Origin of the sequence: Rhodoligotrophos sp. CJ14 (assembly GCF_038811545.1) — a bacterium.
GTDB lineage: Bacteria > Pseudomonadota > Alphaproteobacteria > Rhizobiales > Im1 > Rhodoligotrophos > Rhodoligotrophos ferricapiens.
In genome coordinates this window covers 2992947-3009963 of sequence record NZ_CP133319.1, presented here as the reverse complement: position 1 = coordinate 3009963, position 17017 = coordinate 2992947, and the positions used below count along the sequence as shown (strand labels likewise).

Annotated in this window: 15 protein-coding genes; 11 read left to right on the top strand and 4 right to left on the bottom strand. The window is 60.9% G+C overall.

Annotated elements, in window-relative coordinates:
- Positions 1-25: 25 nt before the first annotated feature.
- The 3 genes from radC to RCF49_RS13920 all read right to left on the bottom strand — a co-directional run bounded on the left by radC (position 26) and on the right by RCF49_RS13920 (position 1991).
- Positions 26-514: a RadC family protein gene (gene radC / locus RCF49_RS13930; protein ID WP_183318971.1), complete on the bottom strand. Its 489-nt coding sequence runs from the start codon at positions 512-514 to the stop codon at positions 26-28.
- Positions 515-633: 119 nt separating this feature from the next.
- Positions 634-1035, bottom strand: a complete 402-nt coding sequence (locus tag RCF49_RS13925; RefSeq protein WP_183318974.1) for a DUF2958 domain-containing protein — start codon at positions 1033-1035, stop codon at positions 634-636.
- On the bottom strand, positions 1032-1991 hold the full coding sequence (locus RCF49_RS13920) for an ArdC family protein (protein ID WP_183318976.1): 960 nt from the start codon (positions 1989-1991) through the stop codon (positions 1032-1034). The genes RCF49_RS13925 and RCF49_RS13920 overlap by 4 nt, the downstream gene beginning before the upstream one ends.
- A gap of 434 nt (positions 1992-2425) precedes the next feature.
- Here RCF49_RS13920 and RCF49_RS13915 point away from each other — a divergent pair, with 434 nt between their 5' ends.
- The 6 genes from RCF49_RS13915 to RCF49_RS13890 all read left to right on the top strand — a co-directional run bounded on the left by RCF49_RS13915 (position 2426) and on the right by RCF49_RS13890 (position 11330).
- Positions 2426-3253 carry a type IV toxin-antitoxin system AbiEi family antitoxin domain-containing protein gene (locus RCF49_RS13915; protein ID WP_183318978.1) on the top strand — a complete coding sequence of 276 codons (828 nt, stop codon included), beginning with the start codon at positions 2426-2428 and terminating at the stop codon, positions 3251-3253.
- Positions 3250-4113 (top strand): nucleotidyl transferase AbiEii/AbiGii toxin family protein, encoded by an 864-nt coding sequence (locus RCF49_RS13910; protein ID WP_342640478.1) that lies wholly within the window; start codon positions 3250-3252, stop codon positions 4111-4113. Before RCF49_RS13915 ends, RCF49_RS13910 begins: the two co-directional genes overlap by 4 nt.
- A 120-nt stretch (positions 4114-4233) precedes the next feature.
- Positions 4234-5403, top strand: a complete 1170-nt coding sequence (locus RCF49_RS13905) for a DNA cytosine methyltransferase (RefSeq protein ID WP_210289717.1) — start codon at positions 4234-4236, stop codon at positions 5401-5403.
- On the top strand, positions 5387-6526 hold the full coding sequence (locus RCF49_RS13900) for a sigma-70 family RNA polymerase sigma factor (RefSeq protein ID WP_342640477.1): 1140 nt from the start codon (positions 5387-5389) through the stop codon (positions 6524-6526). Before RCF49_RS13905 ends, RCF49_RS13900 begins: the two co-directional genes overlap by 17 nt.
- Before the next feature lie 2 nt (positions 6527-6528).
- Complete coding sequence (locus RCF49_RS13895; RefSeq protein WP_342640476.1) at positions 6529-9627, top strand: helicase-related protein; 3099 nt, start codon at positions 6529-6531, stop codon at positions 9625-9627.
- A 713-nt stretch (positions 9628-10340) separates the two neighbouring features.
- Positions 10341-11330, top strand: a complete 990-nt coding sequence (locus tag RCF49_RS13890; protein WP_183318986.1) for a hypothetical protein — start codon at positions 10341-10343, stop codon at positions 11328-11330.
- Positions 11331-11336: 6 nt separating this feature from the next.
- Here RCF49_RS13890 and RCF49_RS13885 read toward each other — a convergent pair whose 3' ends face one another.
- A complete protein-coding gene (locus RCF49_RS13885) occupies positions 11337-12932 on the bottom strand; it encodes an NERD domain-containing protein (protein ID WP_183318989.1) in 1596 nt (531 codons plus the stop codon).
- A 253-nt stretch (positions 12933-13185) separates the two neighbouring features.
- On the opposite strand from RCF49_RS13885, the gene RCF49_RS13880 reads away from it, so the two are divergent.
- The 5 genes from RCF49_RS13880 (at position 13186) to RCF49_RS13860 (ending at position 16723) form a co-directional block, all read left to right on the top strand.
- Positions 13186-13629 (top strand): very short patch repair endonuclease, encoded by a 444-nt coding sequence (locus tag RCF49_RS13880; RefSeq protein WP_183318991.1) that lies wholly within the window; start codon positions 13186-13188, stop codon positions 13627-13629.
- A complete protein-coding gene (locus RCF49_RS13875; protein WP_183318994.1) occupies positions 13595-14458 on the top strand; it encodes a hypothetical protein in 864 nt (287 codons plus the stop codon). The genes RCF49_RS13880 and RCF49_RS13875 overlap by 35 nt, the downstream gene beginning before the upstream one ends.
- Before the next feature lie 184 nt (positions 14459-14642).
- Complete coding sequence (locus tag RCF49_RS13870; protein ID WP_342640475.1) at positions 14643-15032, top strand: hypothetical protein; 390 nt, start codon at positions 14643-14645, stop codon at positions 15030-15032.
- A 78-nt stretch (positions 15033-15110) separates the two neighbouring features.
- The gene (locus tag RCF49_RS13865) at positions 15111-16310 is read left to right on the top strand and encodes an IS256 family transposase (RefSeq protein ID WP_342640474.1); all 1200 of its coding nucleotides are present in this window, start codon (positions 15111-15113) and stop codon (positions 16308-16310) included.
- A 164-nt stretch (positions 16311-16474) separates the two neighbouring features.
- Complete coding sequence (locus RCF49_RS13860) at positions 16475-16723, top strand: DUF3883 domain-containing protein (protein ID WP_246373328.1); 249 nt, start codon at positions 16475-16477, stop codon at positions 16721-16723.
- Positions 16724-17017 lie beyond the last annotated feature (294 nt).

The window sequence follows — 17017 nt, the reverse complement described above, 5'->3', positions numbered from 1 at the left end:
GCCCGTCAGGCTGTCCGACAAGCAATCAGATTTCGCCTCGGGCGCGCAGACTGACCTCCCGGCCGATACCGACGATGATGTGGTCATGCAGCGTTACGCCCAGAACCTTGCAGCCCTTCTGGATTTCCTTCGTCATAGCGAGGTCGGCGGCCGAGGGTTCGGGATCGCCGGCCGGATGATTGTGCACGATGATCAGCGCGGTCGCGTTGAGCGCCAGGCTCCGCCGCAGCACTTCCCGGGGATAGACCGGGACATGATCGACCGTGCCGATGGCGAGGCATTCGTCCGAGATGAGCCGGTTCTTTCGGTCGAGATAGAGGACATGGAAGCGCTCTACCTCTCCACGGATGGTGATGGCACAATAGTCAAGAACCGCCTGCCAGGAGGACAGGACCGGGTTCTGGTTGAGGTGGCGCAGCAGGATCTGGCGGGCCTCGTAGACGACGGCCTGCTCCTGGGCCGAGAACCGGAGAGGCTGCGGCTCGATGGTGAGTTTTCTGTGATGTCGCGTCATGTTCGGATTCCCCGACGGGCAGCCGGCCGGGTGCCGGGACTTTCACCGCGTCACGGCGAGACGCGCCGCCCTCTGCCTCGGAGAGAGCGGCGCAGGATCGCAAGCCGGAGAGCCGGAAATCAGGCTTTCCGGGTTTCCGTATCAGGGGGAGTGAGGTTGGACGCGGCGCCGCGGGCGCGGGCGTAAAGAATGCGCTCGGCCGCACGTATGCTGCCAGCCTCTCTTGCCGCGTCAGCCCAGACCGAGATCGGGAAATCCCCGGTAAAGAGCAGGTCCCGCTCGATCCCCATGCCGAAGGGCAACCGGATGGACTCCATTTCCTCCAGCGAGAAGCTGCCAAGCTCCGGATAGCCGATATCGGCGAGGCCGAACATGATGTCGCCGTCCGGATCCAGCTCGGTCGCGAGCCAGACGCCTTCGCCGAACGGATTGTAGAATTTCACGACCGGCACATGGTCGACGTCGCGCTGACGGCCATTGGCGAGCAGGCGAACGCGCAGTTCGGGTGTCAGGAGGATCATGCCGCTGCCCTCCTGTCGATGATCTCGGCATCGACGGCGGGGCTGTCAGCATCCGGAAGGAAGGACAGGATCCAGTCCGCCGCTTTGCTGGCCTGCGAGGCGGCACGGACGATGGCGCGGGAATCCTCGCGCATGACGTCGAGCCAGGAGCCGATGTAATCTGCATGGCGCACGGTCGGGACGATGCCGAGCGAAGCGCAGCAGAAAGCCGAAATCTGTTCAGCGATCATTTCTTCGAAGGCGTATTTCTTCGAGCCGACGGATCCGGAAAGATCGCGGTTGAGCCGGCTGTGATGACCGCTGGCGTGACCGATTTCGTGCAGTGCGGTCCGATGCCAGTTGATCGGCTCGTAGTAGGCTTGCGGCGGCGGCACGACCACATAGTCGTGGGCGGGAACGTAGAACGCCTTGTCGCCGCCGATGCGGAAGTCGATGCCGGTCGCCTTGATGAGCGCCTCGACCTTCGGCTCGATCAGGCCGGGTGGCGGCGGGATGGTGACGGCGATATCGTCGGGCAGCCCCTCGCATTGCGCCGTGTTGAACACGGTGAACCGTTTGAGGAACGGAACGGCCTGCGCCTCTTCTCCAGTCTCGGTGGCGCGCTTCTTCTCGTCCTCGGGAACGAAGCGGTCGGCATAGACGACGGTGGTGCCGCGCTCGCCCTTGCGCACATTGCCGCCAAGGGAAAGGGCCTGCCGGAAAGTGAGCCAGCCCTGGCCGGGGAAGCCGTGCTGGACGACGGCGCCCCAGAGGAGAAGGATGTTGATGCCGCTGTAGCTTCGGCCCGTGCTGGCATTCTTCGGCAGGCCGAGCGGGGCTTTCGCCGCAGACGTGCCCCAGGGCTGCACCCAGGGCACGCGGCCGGCTTCCAGCTCGGCGATGATCTTGTTGGTGATTTCATCGTACAGGTTCGTCCGGTCCGGGCCGGCGCGTGGGGTGCGGTCATATCTGGACATCGCGGTTCTCCGCGACGGGCGCCGAGAGCCTCTCTCTCGACCTCAACCCGTCACGGCAAACCCCCGTCCGCACTCTGACTCTCGCCGGGCCGGAGGCCCGCAAGGGCGCAGAACCGTGAAGGCGCAAAGCCGCCTTCCCGACATCCACCGACCGCAGCAGCACCACGACGCGTCAGGGATCGACGCCCGCAGGGTGAAGACCGCGCAAGCGGGGCTTCAGCGCCAGCCGAGAGCCCGGCCCGAAGGGCGACGCCATGCCTGATTCGGTCAGCCAAGCATTGGGGACAAGGCGAGAGTTCTCAAGGCAACCGAGGCCAGTTCACCCTGGATAAATCATGTCAAAATATCCGCTGATAGTGCGGATTTTTTGAGGTGAATCGCGGCTCTGTTACAATCCGTGTTGAAATATCCGCGCTAAAAGCGGATAAGAGAGCATGGTTCACGATCAGCGATCCGCCCTGTCGAGCTATGTCAGCGGCCTGCTCTCCGCGGGCCGGACGGTTTTCACCGCCGAGGAAGCCGAGGCGGCGCTCGGCGTCGGGCGCGGCGCGTTCCTGGATGCCGCCGAGCGCTTGCAGCGTCGCAAGGCCCTGCTGAACCCGCGGCAAGGGTTTTATGTCGTCGTCCCGCCGCAGTTTGCATCCTGGGGAGCGCCACCGCCGGCCTGGTACATCGACGCGCTCATGCGTTATGAGCGTCAGGCCTACTATGTCGGGCTTCTCAAGGCCGCAGAATTGCATGGCGCGACGCACCAGGCGGTCATGGAGTTCCAGGTCGTTTCGGCCAAGCGCCTTCCGAAGATCCGTGCCGGCCGCAACCTGATCGTCTTCTATTTCCGCAAGGACATGGAAGCGGTGACCGCAGGGATTGAGGGCCGCAAGACCGATACCGGTACAATGAATATCTCGTCAGCAGCTCTGACGGCTCTCGATCTGCTGCGCTATCCGAAGGCGTCCGGCGGCATCGACAATGTCGCCACGGTGCTCTCCGACCTCGCGGAGAAGATCGATCCCCAGCAACTCGCCACCCTGTCGGCAACCTTTGAGCGGCCGGTCGTGCAACGCCTCGGACATCTTCTGGATCGCCTCGGCCGCGAGGCCCTGACGACGCCGATGCTGGAGGCGCTGCAGGAACGAGGGGCTGTTCCCTGGGCCGAACTCGACCGGCAGGAGGCACGGGATCCGGACTTCGCGCCCGAACCACAGGAACGCGATTCCCGCTGGCGTGTGATCGTGCGGCGCGTGCCGGAGCTCGACGAATGATCCCGGCCCAGAACATCGTCGCCTGGGGCAATGTCGTTCCGTGGGCGGATCAGCGCCAGGTCGAGCAGGACCTCATCATCAGCCGCGCCCTCGTCGACATCTTCTCCGACGACATGCTGCGCGACGCATTGCGGTTCCGAGGCGGAACGGCGCTTAACAAGCTGCATTTTCCGGCGCCGCTGCGCTATTCGGAGGACATCGATCTGGTCCGCACCTCCGGCGGTCCGATCGGTCCGATCCTCGACCGACTGCGCGCACTTCTGGAGCCATGGCTCGGGCAGGCGCGGTTCGACCAGAGCCCCGTCGCGCCGAAGTTTCGCTTCCGGGTCGAGGCCGAGGACGGCAGCGGCGTGCCGATCCGTCTGAAGATCGAGATCAACACCCGCGAGATCGAGGTGTTCGATGCGCCGGCGGCGTTATCGCTCGAGGTCACCAATCCCTGGTTCTCCGGCGAGGCCGCCATTCCGACATTCTCCCGCGAGGAGATGCTGGCGACCAAGCTGCGGGCGTTGCTGCAGCGGGACAAGGGACGCGATCTTTACGACATTGCCCATGCTCTCGAAGTCTTCGAGGATCTCGCCATCGATCGCATCGTCGAGATGTTCGGTCGCTATCTCGCCCTTGCCGGCGAGGCGATCTCCCGCGCCGAGGCCCAGCAACGCATGTTCGCCAAGCTGGCGAACCCGCGCTTTCTGCTCGACATGCGGCCTCTGCTACCGGCGGCTCAGGTGGAGACGCTGACCGAAGCATCGACGGCGGAATCGTTTCGGCTCGTGTTCACGGCACTGGTCGATCGGCTCCCCGGTGAGCCGTGGGCGAAGACCCCCGCCATGAAGGAAAGGTTTGGAATCTTATGGTAGCCAGAAGTGTTGCCCGAACGGTGCCGCGAGAAGGACCAACGGGCGGGATAAGGGTGGATCAATACTGTCAAGTCGCTCGCGGGAATTGAGTTTCAAGCAAGAATCTATCAAGAATTTGCCATGTCAGGTACTTTGAACTCTGTATCGGTCAAAAAATCGGCACCCGAACGAGAAGTCGCCCGGGGCAACGCCAATTCTGTGCAGGACCACTCGATCTTTCCCGTGACCGGGAGCGACGACGTGATGGCGGTCGATCTTTTTTGCGGGGCCGGTGGGCTGACATATGGTCTGCAGCGTGCCGGGATCACCGTGGTCGAAGGCGTCGATATAGATGGTGCGTGCCGGTACGCTTACGAGGTCAACAACGGCTCCCGGTTCGTCCATAAGAGCGCCTTAGATTACACCGCCGCCGATGCTGCCACCGCTCTCGATGGGGCGAAGGTTCGAGTGCTAGCCGGCTGTGCACCCTGCCAGCCGTTCTCCACCTACACGCAAGGGCCGAGAGGAAATCATCGAGACAAATGGGCGCTATTGGATCGTTTCGGTGAACTCGCACGGTCGGTGCTGCCAGACATCGTATCGATGGAAAACGTAACGCCTCTGGCAGTTACCGACCGGTTCAAGTCTTTCGTTGACGAGCTCGAGGAGGCGGGCTTTCGTGTCAAACATTGGATCGTGGACTGTCGCGAGTATGGCGCACCGCAGCAACGTCGCCGTCTTGTGTTACTTGCATCGCGGCACGGTGAAATCGACATTCTGCCACCCACCCACAAACACCCAGAACAGTGGACCGCGGTGCGCGACGTGATCGGAGACATGCCCCCGCTCGGTGCCGGTGAAACCGATACAGGGGATCCGCTTCATCGTACGAGCCGGCTGTCTCCGACGAACATGAAGCGGATGCTTGCCTCGAAACCCGGCGGAACTTGGCGAGACTGGCCAGATGAGCTTCGCGCACCGTGTCACGTTCGGGAAAGCGGGAAAACGTACCCGGCCGTCTATGGGCGAATGGAGTGGGGCAAACCGGCTCCCACAATGACGGGGCAGTGCTTCGGATTCGGAAACGGCAGATTCGGTCATCCGGAGCAACATCGTGCCATCAGTCTCCGCGAAGCGGCGATTCTTCAAACCTTCCCCCGGACATATGAATTCATTGAGCCAGGCTCGGCGGTTTCCATGAAATCCGTCGGCCGAATGATCGGTAACGCCGTACCACCATTGCTGGGGGAAGTGATCGGGAAGTCGATCGTGCGGCACATTCGCGAAAAGAACATTGTCGGAAACAGCTGACGATAAGCGTGACCGCCTGGTAGGTCGCACACTCGAGGACTTGGGCGATGACGCCTATCGTCAGGACGGCGAACTCAAGCGCAGCGAAATCGACGCCACCTATCTTCGACGCGGCATCACGCCCGACGAAGCGATAGCAATCGAAAGGGCGTTGACGGCCGACAGCATAAGGATAGTCGAAGATTCGGCAGTCAGTGAGGTAACCTTCGAGGGAATTCCGTCACCGCGTGCGGGGACGGCGCTAGAGCAGCTACTGGGTCTCGCACGGAAGTATCCTTTGCTCAATGAAGCTGAGGAGCGAGAGCTCGGGTATGCCATCCAAGACGGTTTGCGGTTGCCGGATGCGGATCGGTTTTCGCCTATCGGGCAGCGTGTCCTCGCGCGGGCCGAGCAGGCGAAGGCGAAGCTCGTGACCTCCAACATTCGCTTGGTCGCCAAGATGGCCTACGACCGAAGGTTCCGATATCGAATGGATCCAGAGGATCTCGTTCAGTTCGGCTTGATGGGACTGATGAGGGCATGTGACAAGTTCGACCCGGACTGGGGCACCAGGTTCTCGACATACGCTGTATGGTGGATAAGGCAGGCGATCTCGCGCGGCATCGACGATGTGGGTTCGACGATACGCCTCCCCGTCCATATGCGCGGACAGATATCGAAATACCGACGCACGAGGCGATCCCTGGGGCTATCCACGGGCTACAGCGCTGCAGACATCCCGAAGATTGCGGAATCGCTCGGCTGGGATGAAGCCTTCACAGCGAGGATTGCGCAGCTCTCCGAGCAAAAGGTGATCTCGTACGACGTGCCTATCGACGACGAGTCCTCCACGCCGCTGCGCGAATTTATCAACGACGAAGCTCCGACTCCGGAAGAGGTTGCGATCGCCAGCGACCTCGCGGAGGTTCTCGGAGAGCTGGTAGACGGCATTGGAAACGAGCGGCTCATCGATATCGTCCGCCGGCGATTCGGAATTGACGGACCCGCCGAGACGCTCGAGCAGATTGGTCAACAGTATGGTGTGACGCGGGAACGCATACGACAGCTCGAAAGCAAGGCGCTCAGGATCTTGCGCGGACGCGCTCGCAAGATCGGCCTGCACAAGACCTTCGAAGGAGATTGAAATTGCCGCACACGGCGATCACCGACCGCTACCAGGCCGCCGAACGTTTTGTCGACTGGCTGGCCGATTTCGTCGTAGCGGATGCTACGGGAGCAAAAAAGTCGGCGCTGGAAGTGGATCCGTGTGGATTGTTCTGGCTCGGGCGCCTCGCCCCCGAAGAGGAAATCGCCGAATCCAAGCTTGGGGAACGGGCAGAGAGACTGGAGCCATGCGCCGTCGGCATGCGGCTGGGCCCCGACGCAGAATTTGGAGACATGGTGTCGTTCGACCTCCGTGCTTCGTTCGCGGTCTGGCGGAAGGAGGGCGATAGGTGGATCAAGTCCGATCCGATCGACTGCACTGAAAGCGTCAGTATCCTTCTCAATCATGGGTCTACAAATCGATTTACGACATCCATCCAACGCGAGCTCGATAGCCGCTTTCCGGACTCCGGCCTCGCCGCCGCCATTGAAATCGAGGTGGATACAAGTCGGGATGGTTTGCCGGGATTGACCGTCACCCTCGTCAATTGCTCGAAGCCAAATCAGGAACAGAAGAACGCTTTCGCCAGAGGGCGGCTGTTTCAGTGCGAACTTGAGGTTTCCGGTCTGCCGACCCGGGAGTTCATTCTCGAAGCGCTACCCGACAGCTTTCGCTATGATCGGCATGTCCCCGCGTGGGGCATCAACTGCGGGGTTTCCGTCGAGGGATCGGTTTTCACCACCGTCGATCTTCCGCGCCACGACAAGCCACGCCCTCAATTCTGGAACGCTCCTGGCCAGTCGGAAGATTTCTTTTCCTTCGAAAGGCTTGCAGACGATCCGGTCGCGCCTGGTCGCGAACTCGTCGAAGCGCTCCGGGCTTGGGGAGACGACGCATGGGACATGGAGCGTATACGATCGAGACATGCCGACTGGTCGGAGGAGATGGAACGCGAAGCGAGGCGGGAGAGGCAGGGTTTTCTCGAAGAAGTCGAGCGAATAGCTGCCGGTGTCGCGCGCCTCGAGGAAGACCAGGATCTTTGCCGCGCATTTCGTCTGATGAACGCATCTATGCTCATCTCCGCACGAGACGGCAAGGGTGGCTTCAAATACACATCGTGGCGGCCGTTTCAGATCGGTTTTCTTTACGCGAACCTGGACGCTTGCCGAAACGAGGGTGCCGACATCGTCGATATCGTCTGGTTCACGACCGGAGGCGGCAAGACGGAGACCTATCTCGGTCTCATCCTGACAGCCGCTTTCCTGGATCGCTTTCGTGGCAAGACCACGGGGGTGACGGCGTGGTCGAGATTCCCACTCCGATTGCTTTCGCTCCAACAGACGCAGCGTTTCGCCAATGCCCTGGCCGCGGCAGAGATGGTCCGCCGCAAGGAGGCAATCGAGGGGGACCCGTTTGGCCTCGGTTTTCTCGTTGGCAGTGGAGCCACCCCCAACGAGATCAAACGCGAGAGAAATCGCGATCGGCGCGGCCAATGGGACTACGAGGACGATTCGATGCCAGATCGTCTTCGCATGCTCAAGGTGTGCCCGTTCTGCCGCACAGACAGCATAGAGATGCGTTTCAATCGGCGATATTGGCGGCTGGAGCACCGCTGCACGAACTCCGACTGCGAGTGGGATATTGCGCAGCCACTTCCGATCTGGGTCGTCGATTTCGAAGTATGGCGTTATCTCCCGACGGTGATCGTCGGCACGCTCGACAAGGCGGCGGGCATCGCACTACAGGCCAACATGCGTGGGATCATCGGCCCACCTATGGGATACTGTTCCGAGCCCGAGCATGGCCACACTTATGCGACCCGATGGAGTCGTCCGAATGGATGCCTAGTGCCGGATTGCAAAGGGTCACCTAAAGGCCTCCCGATGGACCCGTCTCTCTATGGGGTGTCGTTCAGACTGCAGGACGAGTTGCATCTTCTGCGTGACAGCCTCGGAGCTGTCGACGCGCATTACGAGGCGCTCTATGACCACTTGCAGCGAAACCTTTCGGGAACGCGGCCCAAAATACTGGCTTCGTCCGCCACGCTGAGCGGTTACGAAAGACAGAGCGAAGTCCTATACGGCAAAAAAGCACGTGTGTTTCCGTATCCAGAGCCCCAGATAGGAGAAGGCTTCTGGTCCCGGGAGACGGACAAGCGAATGCGCTCCTACCTTGCTGTTTCGCCACGCGGGCAGACCGTCGAGTTCGCAGTCGACCGCATGATGATCTCGCTGCAGTCAGCAATCCGCGAATGGCTGCGAGATCCGCGCGGCGTCGCAGAGAAGATCGGTGTCGATCCGTCGCTCGCCGACTTCCTAGTCGACATATACGGCACGAACGTCGTGTACGGGAACACGCTGCGCGACCTCGACGCTGTTGTCCGTTCGTCTGAGACACAGTGGGAGGCTATCCCTAAGCCGGCGCCCAACGTAACCTCGATGACCGGGCGGACCCTTTTCTCGGACGTATCGGAAGTCCTCGAAAAGCTCGAACGCCCTGACGCCGAGTTCGCCAACCGACTTCACGTGGTCGCGGCATCCTCGATGATGTCGCATGGCGTGGACATCGACCGACTAAACGTGATGGTGATGCTTGGGTTACCGCTCACTACGGCCGAGTTCATCCAGGCGACGGCACGTGTGGGGCGCAGGTGGCCTGCCCTCGCCTTTGTCGTGCACCGAATTGCCAGGGAGCGCGACGCCAGCGTCTTCAAAGCGTTCCCGCAGTACGTGGCTCAGGGTGATCGTTTCGTCGAACCTATACCGATCACCGGGCATAGCAGACGGGTGCTGGAGCGAACTTTGCCGGGTCTGGCCTTCGCGCGGATCCTGCTGCTTCACGAGCCCCGGGCGGGCCGCAGCATAGCGAAGGCGAAAGTCTTGCGCGATTATCTGGATGCACACCCTGACTTCTGCGAGAACGAGAGTGCCACGATCGCCGGGATGCTCGGCTACACCGATGAAATGACGGCCGATCTCTCCCAAGACGTGCGATGGTGGTACGAACGTCTCGCTGCGAATCTCGGCGATCCAGCGCACGCCAACGAATGGTCGAATTCCATGGGGCCGAAAGGTGGCCCCATGCTGTCTCTTCGCGACGTTGAGGAGCAAGTCGAGATTCGCGGAGAGGACCCGAGATGAAGGAAACCAGAAGCGCATCGCAAATCCTTTACGGTCATCTCCCGCAGCAGACTGTCGATGTCAGAGGCGGCGTTTGGAAAGTCAAAAGTTGGAAGTACAAGCCTGTTCACGAGGTCGATGCAGAGGCATTGTCAGCAGAATTGATCCGGCTTGCCGCCCCTTGGGAAGCGAGCGGTCGCGATGGGCGACTCGTGGCCAGCTTGAGAGCGGGTGCGAATGTACAGGTGCGATCGCTCGATCGGGAACTCGGAGCTTGGTTGGAGCCGTTCCCGAAGACCTGGCGGTGCAAGAACTGCTCACGACTGTTGGATAGCCCCCGGGCACGTTGCAAATGCGGTGCGATCGGGCCGCACGGGCAACTCCCTTTCGTATTGTTTCACGACGCTTGCGGGGACATACGGGAGCCCAGCTATCCGCGTTGTCCGGCTCATGACGATGTGAGGATGCGCTTGCCCGGGACGACCAGTCTGCGAGAAATCGAGCTCTCGTGCCCTGAATGCAATCGAACTTTGCGATCGAACTTCCTCTATACCAACTGCACTTGTGGCCAATCGGGCCGGAATGGCGAGAGGATGGAATTCACGGTTCACCGCAGCGCTTCCGTCTATGTCCCGAGGAGCGTCGTGATCGTGAATCCCCCGTCACGCACTCAGAGGCGGCGACTACACGCCGCGGGGGGTGGGCCGGCCGCACTGGCGTGGGTAGCGGAAGGAATGGCATCGCCTTGGGTCGATGGAGTTGCTGGCGCGAAGTCTGCGGCGCTTCGAAGAACTCTGGCAGAGCAAGGATTGACTCCGGAACAGATCGACGCCGCGCTTGCGGCCGCTGGGGTGGCAGACGACAAGCCGCGGGAGCTCCGTATCTCGCCCGAGGTTAACGATGCCGCAGAGTATGACGCTTCCGCGATCGCCCTTGCGATGTCAGAGACGAGGAAGACCATCGGAGATCTGAAGAGGACCGCCACGGGGAAGAGGCAGGCGCTTTATGACGGCCAGTACGACCATGCCTTGAAACGCGCGGGAGTGCAGAGAATCGATCTGGTGGAGCGCTTTCCGATCCTGAACGGTCAATTCGGTTACACGCGGGGCGATCACGAGCCGGGAGCGTCACGACTTCGGGCGTTCACCGAACGAGACGGTACAGTCGTGGTTTATGGGGACCTCGCCACCACGGAAGCGCTTATTACTCGGCTGGATCCGGTCCGGGTCTCGTATTGGCTACGGGAACGAGGACACGGAATCGAGGTGAAGGACAACATACGAGATGCCTACGAGGGAATCCTCGGCGCGGTGGGAAATGATCCTGAAAACTCGGCGGTCCTGTCCGACATCACGACCCTCGTTCACAGCTTTTCGCACCGAATGGTCCGACAGACCTCCTACTATGCAGGTATCGATAGGGAATCCATTTCCGAGCTCCTATTCCCCTTGGCTTTGGCTGTCGTGACATACGCCGTTCCTAGGGGCGACTTCGTCCTCGGGGGCTTACAGGCCATGTTCGAGCACGATCTGCACACGGTCTTGGATCGCGTGGTGTTGGACGAATCGCGATGTGCATTGGATCCAGGTTGTTGGGAATCGAGGCACGGGGCAGCCTGTGCCGTATGCCTTCATCTGGGCGAACCGTCGTGTCGGCTATTCAATACGCGACTCGATCGGAAGGTGCTGTTCGATACGGATGGCTACTTTCGAATGCGCAGCTGACGAGCGTCACCTCCATCCTACGGAAGCCTTTCGGGAGGGCGAACCAAGGACGTTCAAGTAGGCCCGAGCACGGCTGAAGCCGACATATGCATTTCGGTCGGGCGGCTCGGGCGTATCCCCGTCAAGGGCGAGGACCACGGCAAGGGCCTCCAGGCCCTTGAATCGGCCTATAGTTTCGGCCACCACTCCGGAGCCACCGTAGGGGCAAAATCCAGAGTCGGCGACGGCCATCTCCCTGAGCCTTCCCACGAGGCTCGCAGTCTCGCACAAAACGACGATGTCGCGCTTTTCGAACCCTTCTGCGAGCAGCTTTTCGACGATACGCTGCACGAGACGAGGCGCATCCGGCACCCTGGTTAGGTCCGACCATTTGGCCGGTGGTCCATCGATACATAAGTCGTCGACATCAAAGCCGGCGATTACCGCCACGCGTTCCGATATAGGTCGTGCGTTTCGACAATTGGTGGTGAGATCGAGTCTGAAACGTTGCGCATCCGGCACCCAGTCCCGGTCCCAAAGGCGCTGATGTTCATCAGCGAATACATAAAAGGGCGCGTCGGGACCGGCACTACAAAGCGCCTCCAGTACCTCGATCCAACTCCCGGCAAAGTCCTGCCCCTCATCGACCACGATGGCGTCGAAGGTCAGACCATTCCTCTCCATGGCTTCAAGAAGTACCAATGGCGCGTCGCCTGTCCACCAGTTCGAATCCGGCATTCTCGGTATCGGCACTCCTGACGATTTAGCGGCTGTCATGCAAAGGGAGTGAAAAGTCGCGGTTCTTATGTCGTGGAGCGAGGGATCGGCAGCCAGTCGGCGTGCCAGCAGTTCGTTGAAACACGTCAGCAGGACGCTATTGCCTTCGTCTCTGAGCTGACGCGCTTTTTCGCAAGCCAATACCGTCTTCCCGGTGCCGGCGCCTCCGAACACGACCGCTCTGGGGGTCCTTCGGGTCATCGCGAAGGCCCGAACCTGACCTTGGGTCAATTGCAGGAGTCCGGCGTCGGCGTCGTGAGCGGCATCGGCCAACGTCCGTCTGACTGTAACGGTCGGAGCGAGCGCGTCGACGATTCTGGTCGTGTCGGCCGCGGACAAGCTCGCCTTCTGTTGCCAATGGTCGAGAACGCGTGCGAGGGAGATGTGAACATCCGACAGTCCTCGACCGTCGATGACGATTTCGGTCGGTGCGGCGGGCCCGAGTTCGAGCGAGTAGGTGATGTCGGGAAACACGACGGCGTGGCAAGTCGGGACATATAGGCCCAAACGGCCTCTCAGCCACTTGTGCAGGTTCACTTTCGACGTGGTCGCCTGCTCGAAAGGGTTTTTGATATCGTTCACTCGACCATGACGGTCTTCGGAAACCCAGCGGCCATTCCGGAGATCGACACCGCCGCCCTTCACCTCCAATACTACGATGCCAAAGGATCGATGGAGGAGCACGAAATCAGCCTCTCCATCGGCAAGCCGGTTGCCTCGCGGGCCGAGCCACGCCACGGAATGTATGATGTGCCAGTCGTCCGAAAGCGCCTTTAGTGCGGCGTGGACCTTCAATTCGGACTGAGGATCGTAACCGGCGACTGGATATGAGATAGTGATAGCCATGGAAATCAATTCTATAAGCGCTGGCGACGAGTCCAAGAAGACATCAGTTTCAAAGAACTACTATTAAGTTGAGGCTGCGGGTCGTGGAGCGGTTGGCCAAACGAAAATCGATCGGAGGTCGGTCTGCGGCTGCCGCGACGTTCGGGCAGGACGACGGGATCGGCGAATCTCAGGAGGGATTCATGGTGATCGATCGCTTCACACCGTTTGAGAGAGACTGATCTTGGAAGTAGACCCGATCAGGAGTCGCATCATGCGTGCCGTCCGGCAGAAGAATACCGGACCGGAAATGACCGTGCGGCGCCTCCTGCATGCATCTGGTTATCGCTTTCGCGTCCAGCGCCGTGACCTGCCGGGCTCGCCGGACATCGTGCTGCCGAAGCACAACTTGGCCATCTTCGTGCATGGCTGCTTTTGGCACCGGCATCCGGGTTGCAAGAAGGCGACGACGCCCAGGACGCGAGCCGAGTTCTGGGCGGCGAAGTTCGAGCGAAACGTCATGCGTGATAGCGAAAACGAAGCGGCGCTCCGAGTGATGGGTTGGCGGGTACTCACCATTTGGGAATGTGAGGCCAGGTCGACCGACACGCTCGTGGCAAAGTTGATGTCGGCACTGCCGCCGACGAGCGCGAGCGAACTCACGGTCCTTCGGGACATCGGCGATGATGAAGCTAATGCGGCGCCTGGTCATCGATAGCAGCATGCTGCAGTCGGAGGATCTCAGGCTGTTTCTCAATGCATCAGCCGCGAATTTTGCCGTTCTACCGGACTTCGTTTGGTTCGAGCTGTACAAGCAGGAATCGATCGAAGCGATTGTGGCTGGGATGTCCGTCATCGGTGACTTCCCGGAACAGGTCATCGTCTTGAAACCGGGAAAGGAAATCGTGGAAATCGATCCTCGAACCCCGAATATGACCTCCTCAATGCAGCGCTCCGACGTGGCGCATCAGATTCGAGGAATGGTCGCCATTTTGGACGGGCCGGACCGAGACGAGCCCGGGGTTCGCGCTCAGTTAGAACGACTTTGGTCCGGCGCTGTAAATGCGCTTTCCGGAATGCTCGAAGGTGCCCACGACATATTGGTTTCGTTGCCGGAGATGGCCGAGCAAATGTTTACGCCTCAGCACCTTCGCATCATCAGGAGGAATACGCGATACACGCCGGAGATGTTCTCGTCGATCTTCGGAGCCGCTGATCAGATATGGGAGACGCTATCGGGGGGTGACCAGGATTCCACCTGCCCGGCGCCCGAAGAACTCAGAACGCAAGCCTATCTCTACCGCTACTCGCTTGCGATCGTCATTTACCTGCTCTGGTGGGTCAAGAACGGGAATCAAACTCCGAAACGGCTCGACCGCGCAAGAAACGATCTCATCGATTTGAGCTTCGCAGTATATGGTACATATTACGAGGGCTTGATGACCGCCGACAAGAAACTGGATTGGACGCATCAAAACCTTTCACTTGCTCTCAACGCCATCGGTGCAGAGGTGCCGGCAATTCGCTATTGGCGGCCATCATCGTAAGCTTTCGCGTTGGAAACTCATCGGACGATCTTTGCATAAAAAGAATTTAGCAAATTAGAATACGGCGACGCGCGAGGTTGCGACGACAAATTCAGTGTACGATGGAAACAGTAGATGACTCAGTAGCTTCTCACCTCTAGTCTGATGTGATGCAAACGAGCCCTGGACAGATGAAGAGAACGATTTGATCGTCGCGGATTACTTCGCAATGCTCGCTGACGACGTCGCCGGCCGGTCCTATAGCAAGGCCGAATGTAACCGACGACTACAAGAGCGGATCGACCGCTCCCGAAAGTCGATCGAGTTCAAGCACCAGAACATCAGTGCAGTGCTCAAGGGGCTTGGCGAGGATTGGATTCCTGGCTACCGGCCGGCCTTCCACTTCCAGACGTCTCTGATCGATGCAGTAGTGCGTTGGCTGGCGCAGAATCCGGGTTGGTTTGCCAGAAGGCCCTCCGCACGCGAAGACTCCGGGCTACGCGAGACATCACCGCTCTGGGTCGGGCCGCCACCCACGCTTTCGAATCAGCCGCCGCCGCAGGAACTGGAGGTGACGTCCCTAGACGTGGTGTAGCTGAGTAGCACGGTGGTCATCGGCGCTTTCCGGTAGGGTCTGGTTGTCGAAGCCAAGTCCTCACTGGAAGGAACACCGATGACCGACGACATGATGAACCTGCGTGCGCTCGTGGAGAAGAGCGCGGATGCCGATCTGCTGCGCGAGATGATCGGCTTTGCCGCCGAGAAGCTGATGGAGATGGAGGTGGGCGCCGCAACCGGTGCCGCCTGGGGCGAGAAGTCGCCACTGCGAACCGCCCAGCGCAACGGCTATCGCGACCGGGACTGGGAGACGCGGGCCGGCACCGTCGAGCTGCGCATCCCGAAGCTGAGGAAGGGATCCTACTTCCCAGGCTTCCTGGAGCCGCGCCGCATGGCCGAGAAGGCGCTGACGGCGGTGATCCAGGAAGCCTATGTCCAGGGCATCTCGACGCGCTCGGTCGACGACCTGGTCAAGGCCATGGGCATGAGCGGCATCTCGAAGAGCCAGGTCAGCCGGCTGTGCGAGGAGATCGACGGCAAGGTGAAGGCCTTCCTCGAACGGCCGATCGAAGGCGACTGGCCGTATCTGTGGATCGACGCGACCTACCTCAAGGTGCGCCGTGGCGGCCGCATCGTCTCGGTCGCGGTGATCATCGCGGTCGGCGTCAACAGCGACGGCCGGCGCGAGGTGCTGGGCATGGAGGTCGGCACGTCAGAGGCCGAGCCGATCTGGACCGAGTTCCTGCGCAAGCTCACCCGCCGCGGCCTGCGCGGCGTGAAGCTGGTCGTGTCCGACGCCCATGAAGGCCTCAAGGCCGCCGTCACCAAGGTTCTCTCGGCGACCTGGCAGCGCTGCCGCGTCCACTTCATGAGGAACGTGCTGGCCCATGCCGGCAAGAGCGGTCGTCGCGTCGTCTCCGCCTTCATCGCCACCGCCTTCGCGCAGGAGACACCGGAGGCCGCCAGCGCCCAGTGGCGGGCCGTCGCCGACCAGATCCGGCCGAAGGTGCCAAAGCTCGCTGCCATCCTTGATGACGCCGAGCCCGACGTGCTCGCCTACATGACCTTCCCGAAGGAGCACCGGGCGAAGCTGCATTCGACGAACCCCATCGAGCGTCTCAACGGCGAGATCAAGCGGCGCACCGACGTGGTCGGCATCTTCCCCAACGACGACGCCATCGTTCGCCTCGTCGGCGCCATCATGCTCGAACAGAACGACGAGTGGGCCGTCCAGCGCTCCCGCTACATGACACTGGAAAGCGTCGGCCAGTTGAGCGATGATCCCCTCATCAGCCTGCCAGCCGTGGCGCGCTGATCAACCCGGCCAAGCCGGAAAGCGCGGCCACCAATGCCGCCAGCTACACCACGCGGTGGAACACCATCGAACTGGAGCAGACGCTACACATTGCCCGAAAGTTCGATGTCGCGGGTAGGGACGAGCGCAATCGCGCGCTCGGTCGAGCGGGAGAAGAACGTGTCTTGGCTCATGAACATGCCTCGCTGACCAACGCGGGCCGAAACGATCTAGCACGCAAGATACGATGGGTGTCGCAGGAAGATGGAGACGGTGCGGGTTACGACATCGCAAGCTTCTCGGCAGACGGGCGGTCTCGATTGATCGAGGTCAAGACGACGAACGGTTGGGAACGCACACCCTTTCACGTCACGCGCAACGAACTGGCGGTTGCCGAGGAGAAGCGCGCCGAATGGTGCTTGTTCCGGCTCTAGAACTTCTCGCGCGAGCCGAAGGCGTTCGAGCTATATCCGCCATTGGATGCTCACGTCTCACTGACGGCGATGACGTTTCAGGCGAGCTTCGTTTGAGTCTATTGCCGGCTCCTGCAGATAACTGCCGAGCGCATCGTGATGCACTTGAATATCCGAGCCGGAGGAACTCGCCACCACCTTTGCCACCCCCTCCATCCATCCCTCTTCGCACCGATAAGCATCGGAACTCTGACGGCCGCCGCGTGATCAAATCAGCCCCGCACTTGCCACTGTAGAGCCCGACCCGGGTTTGCA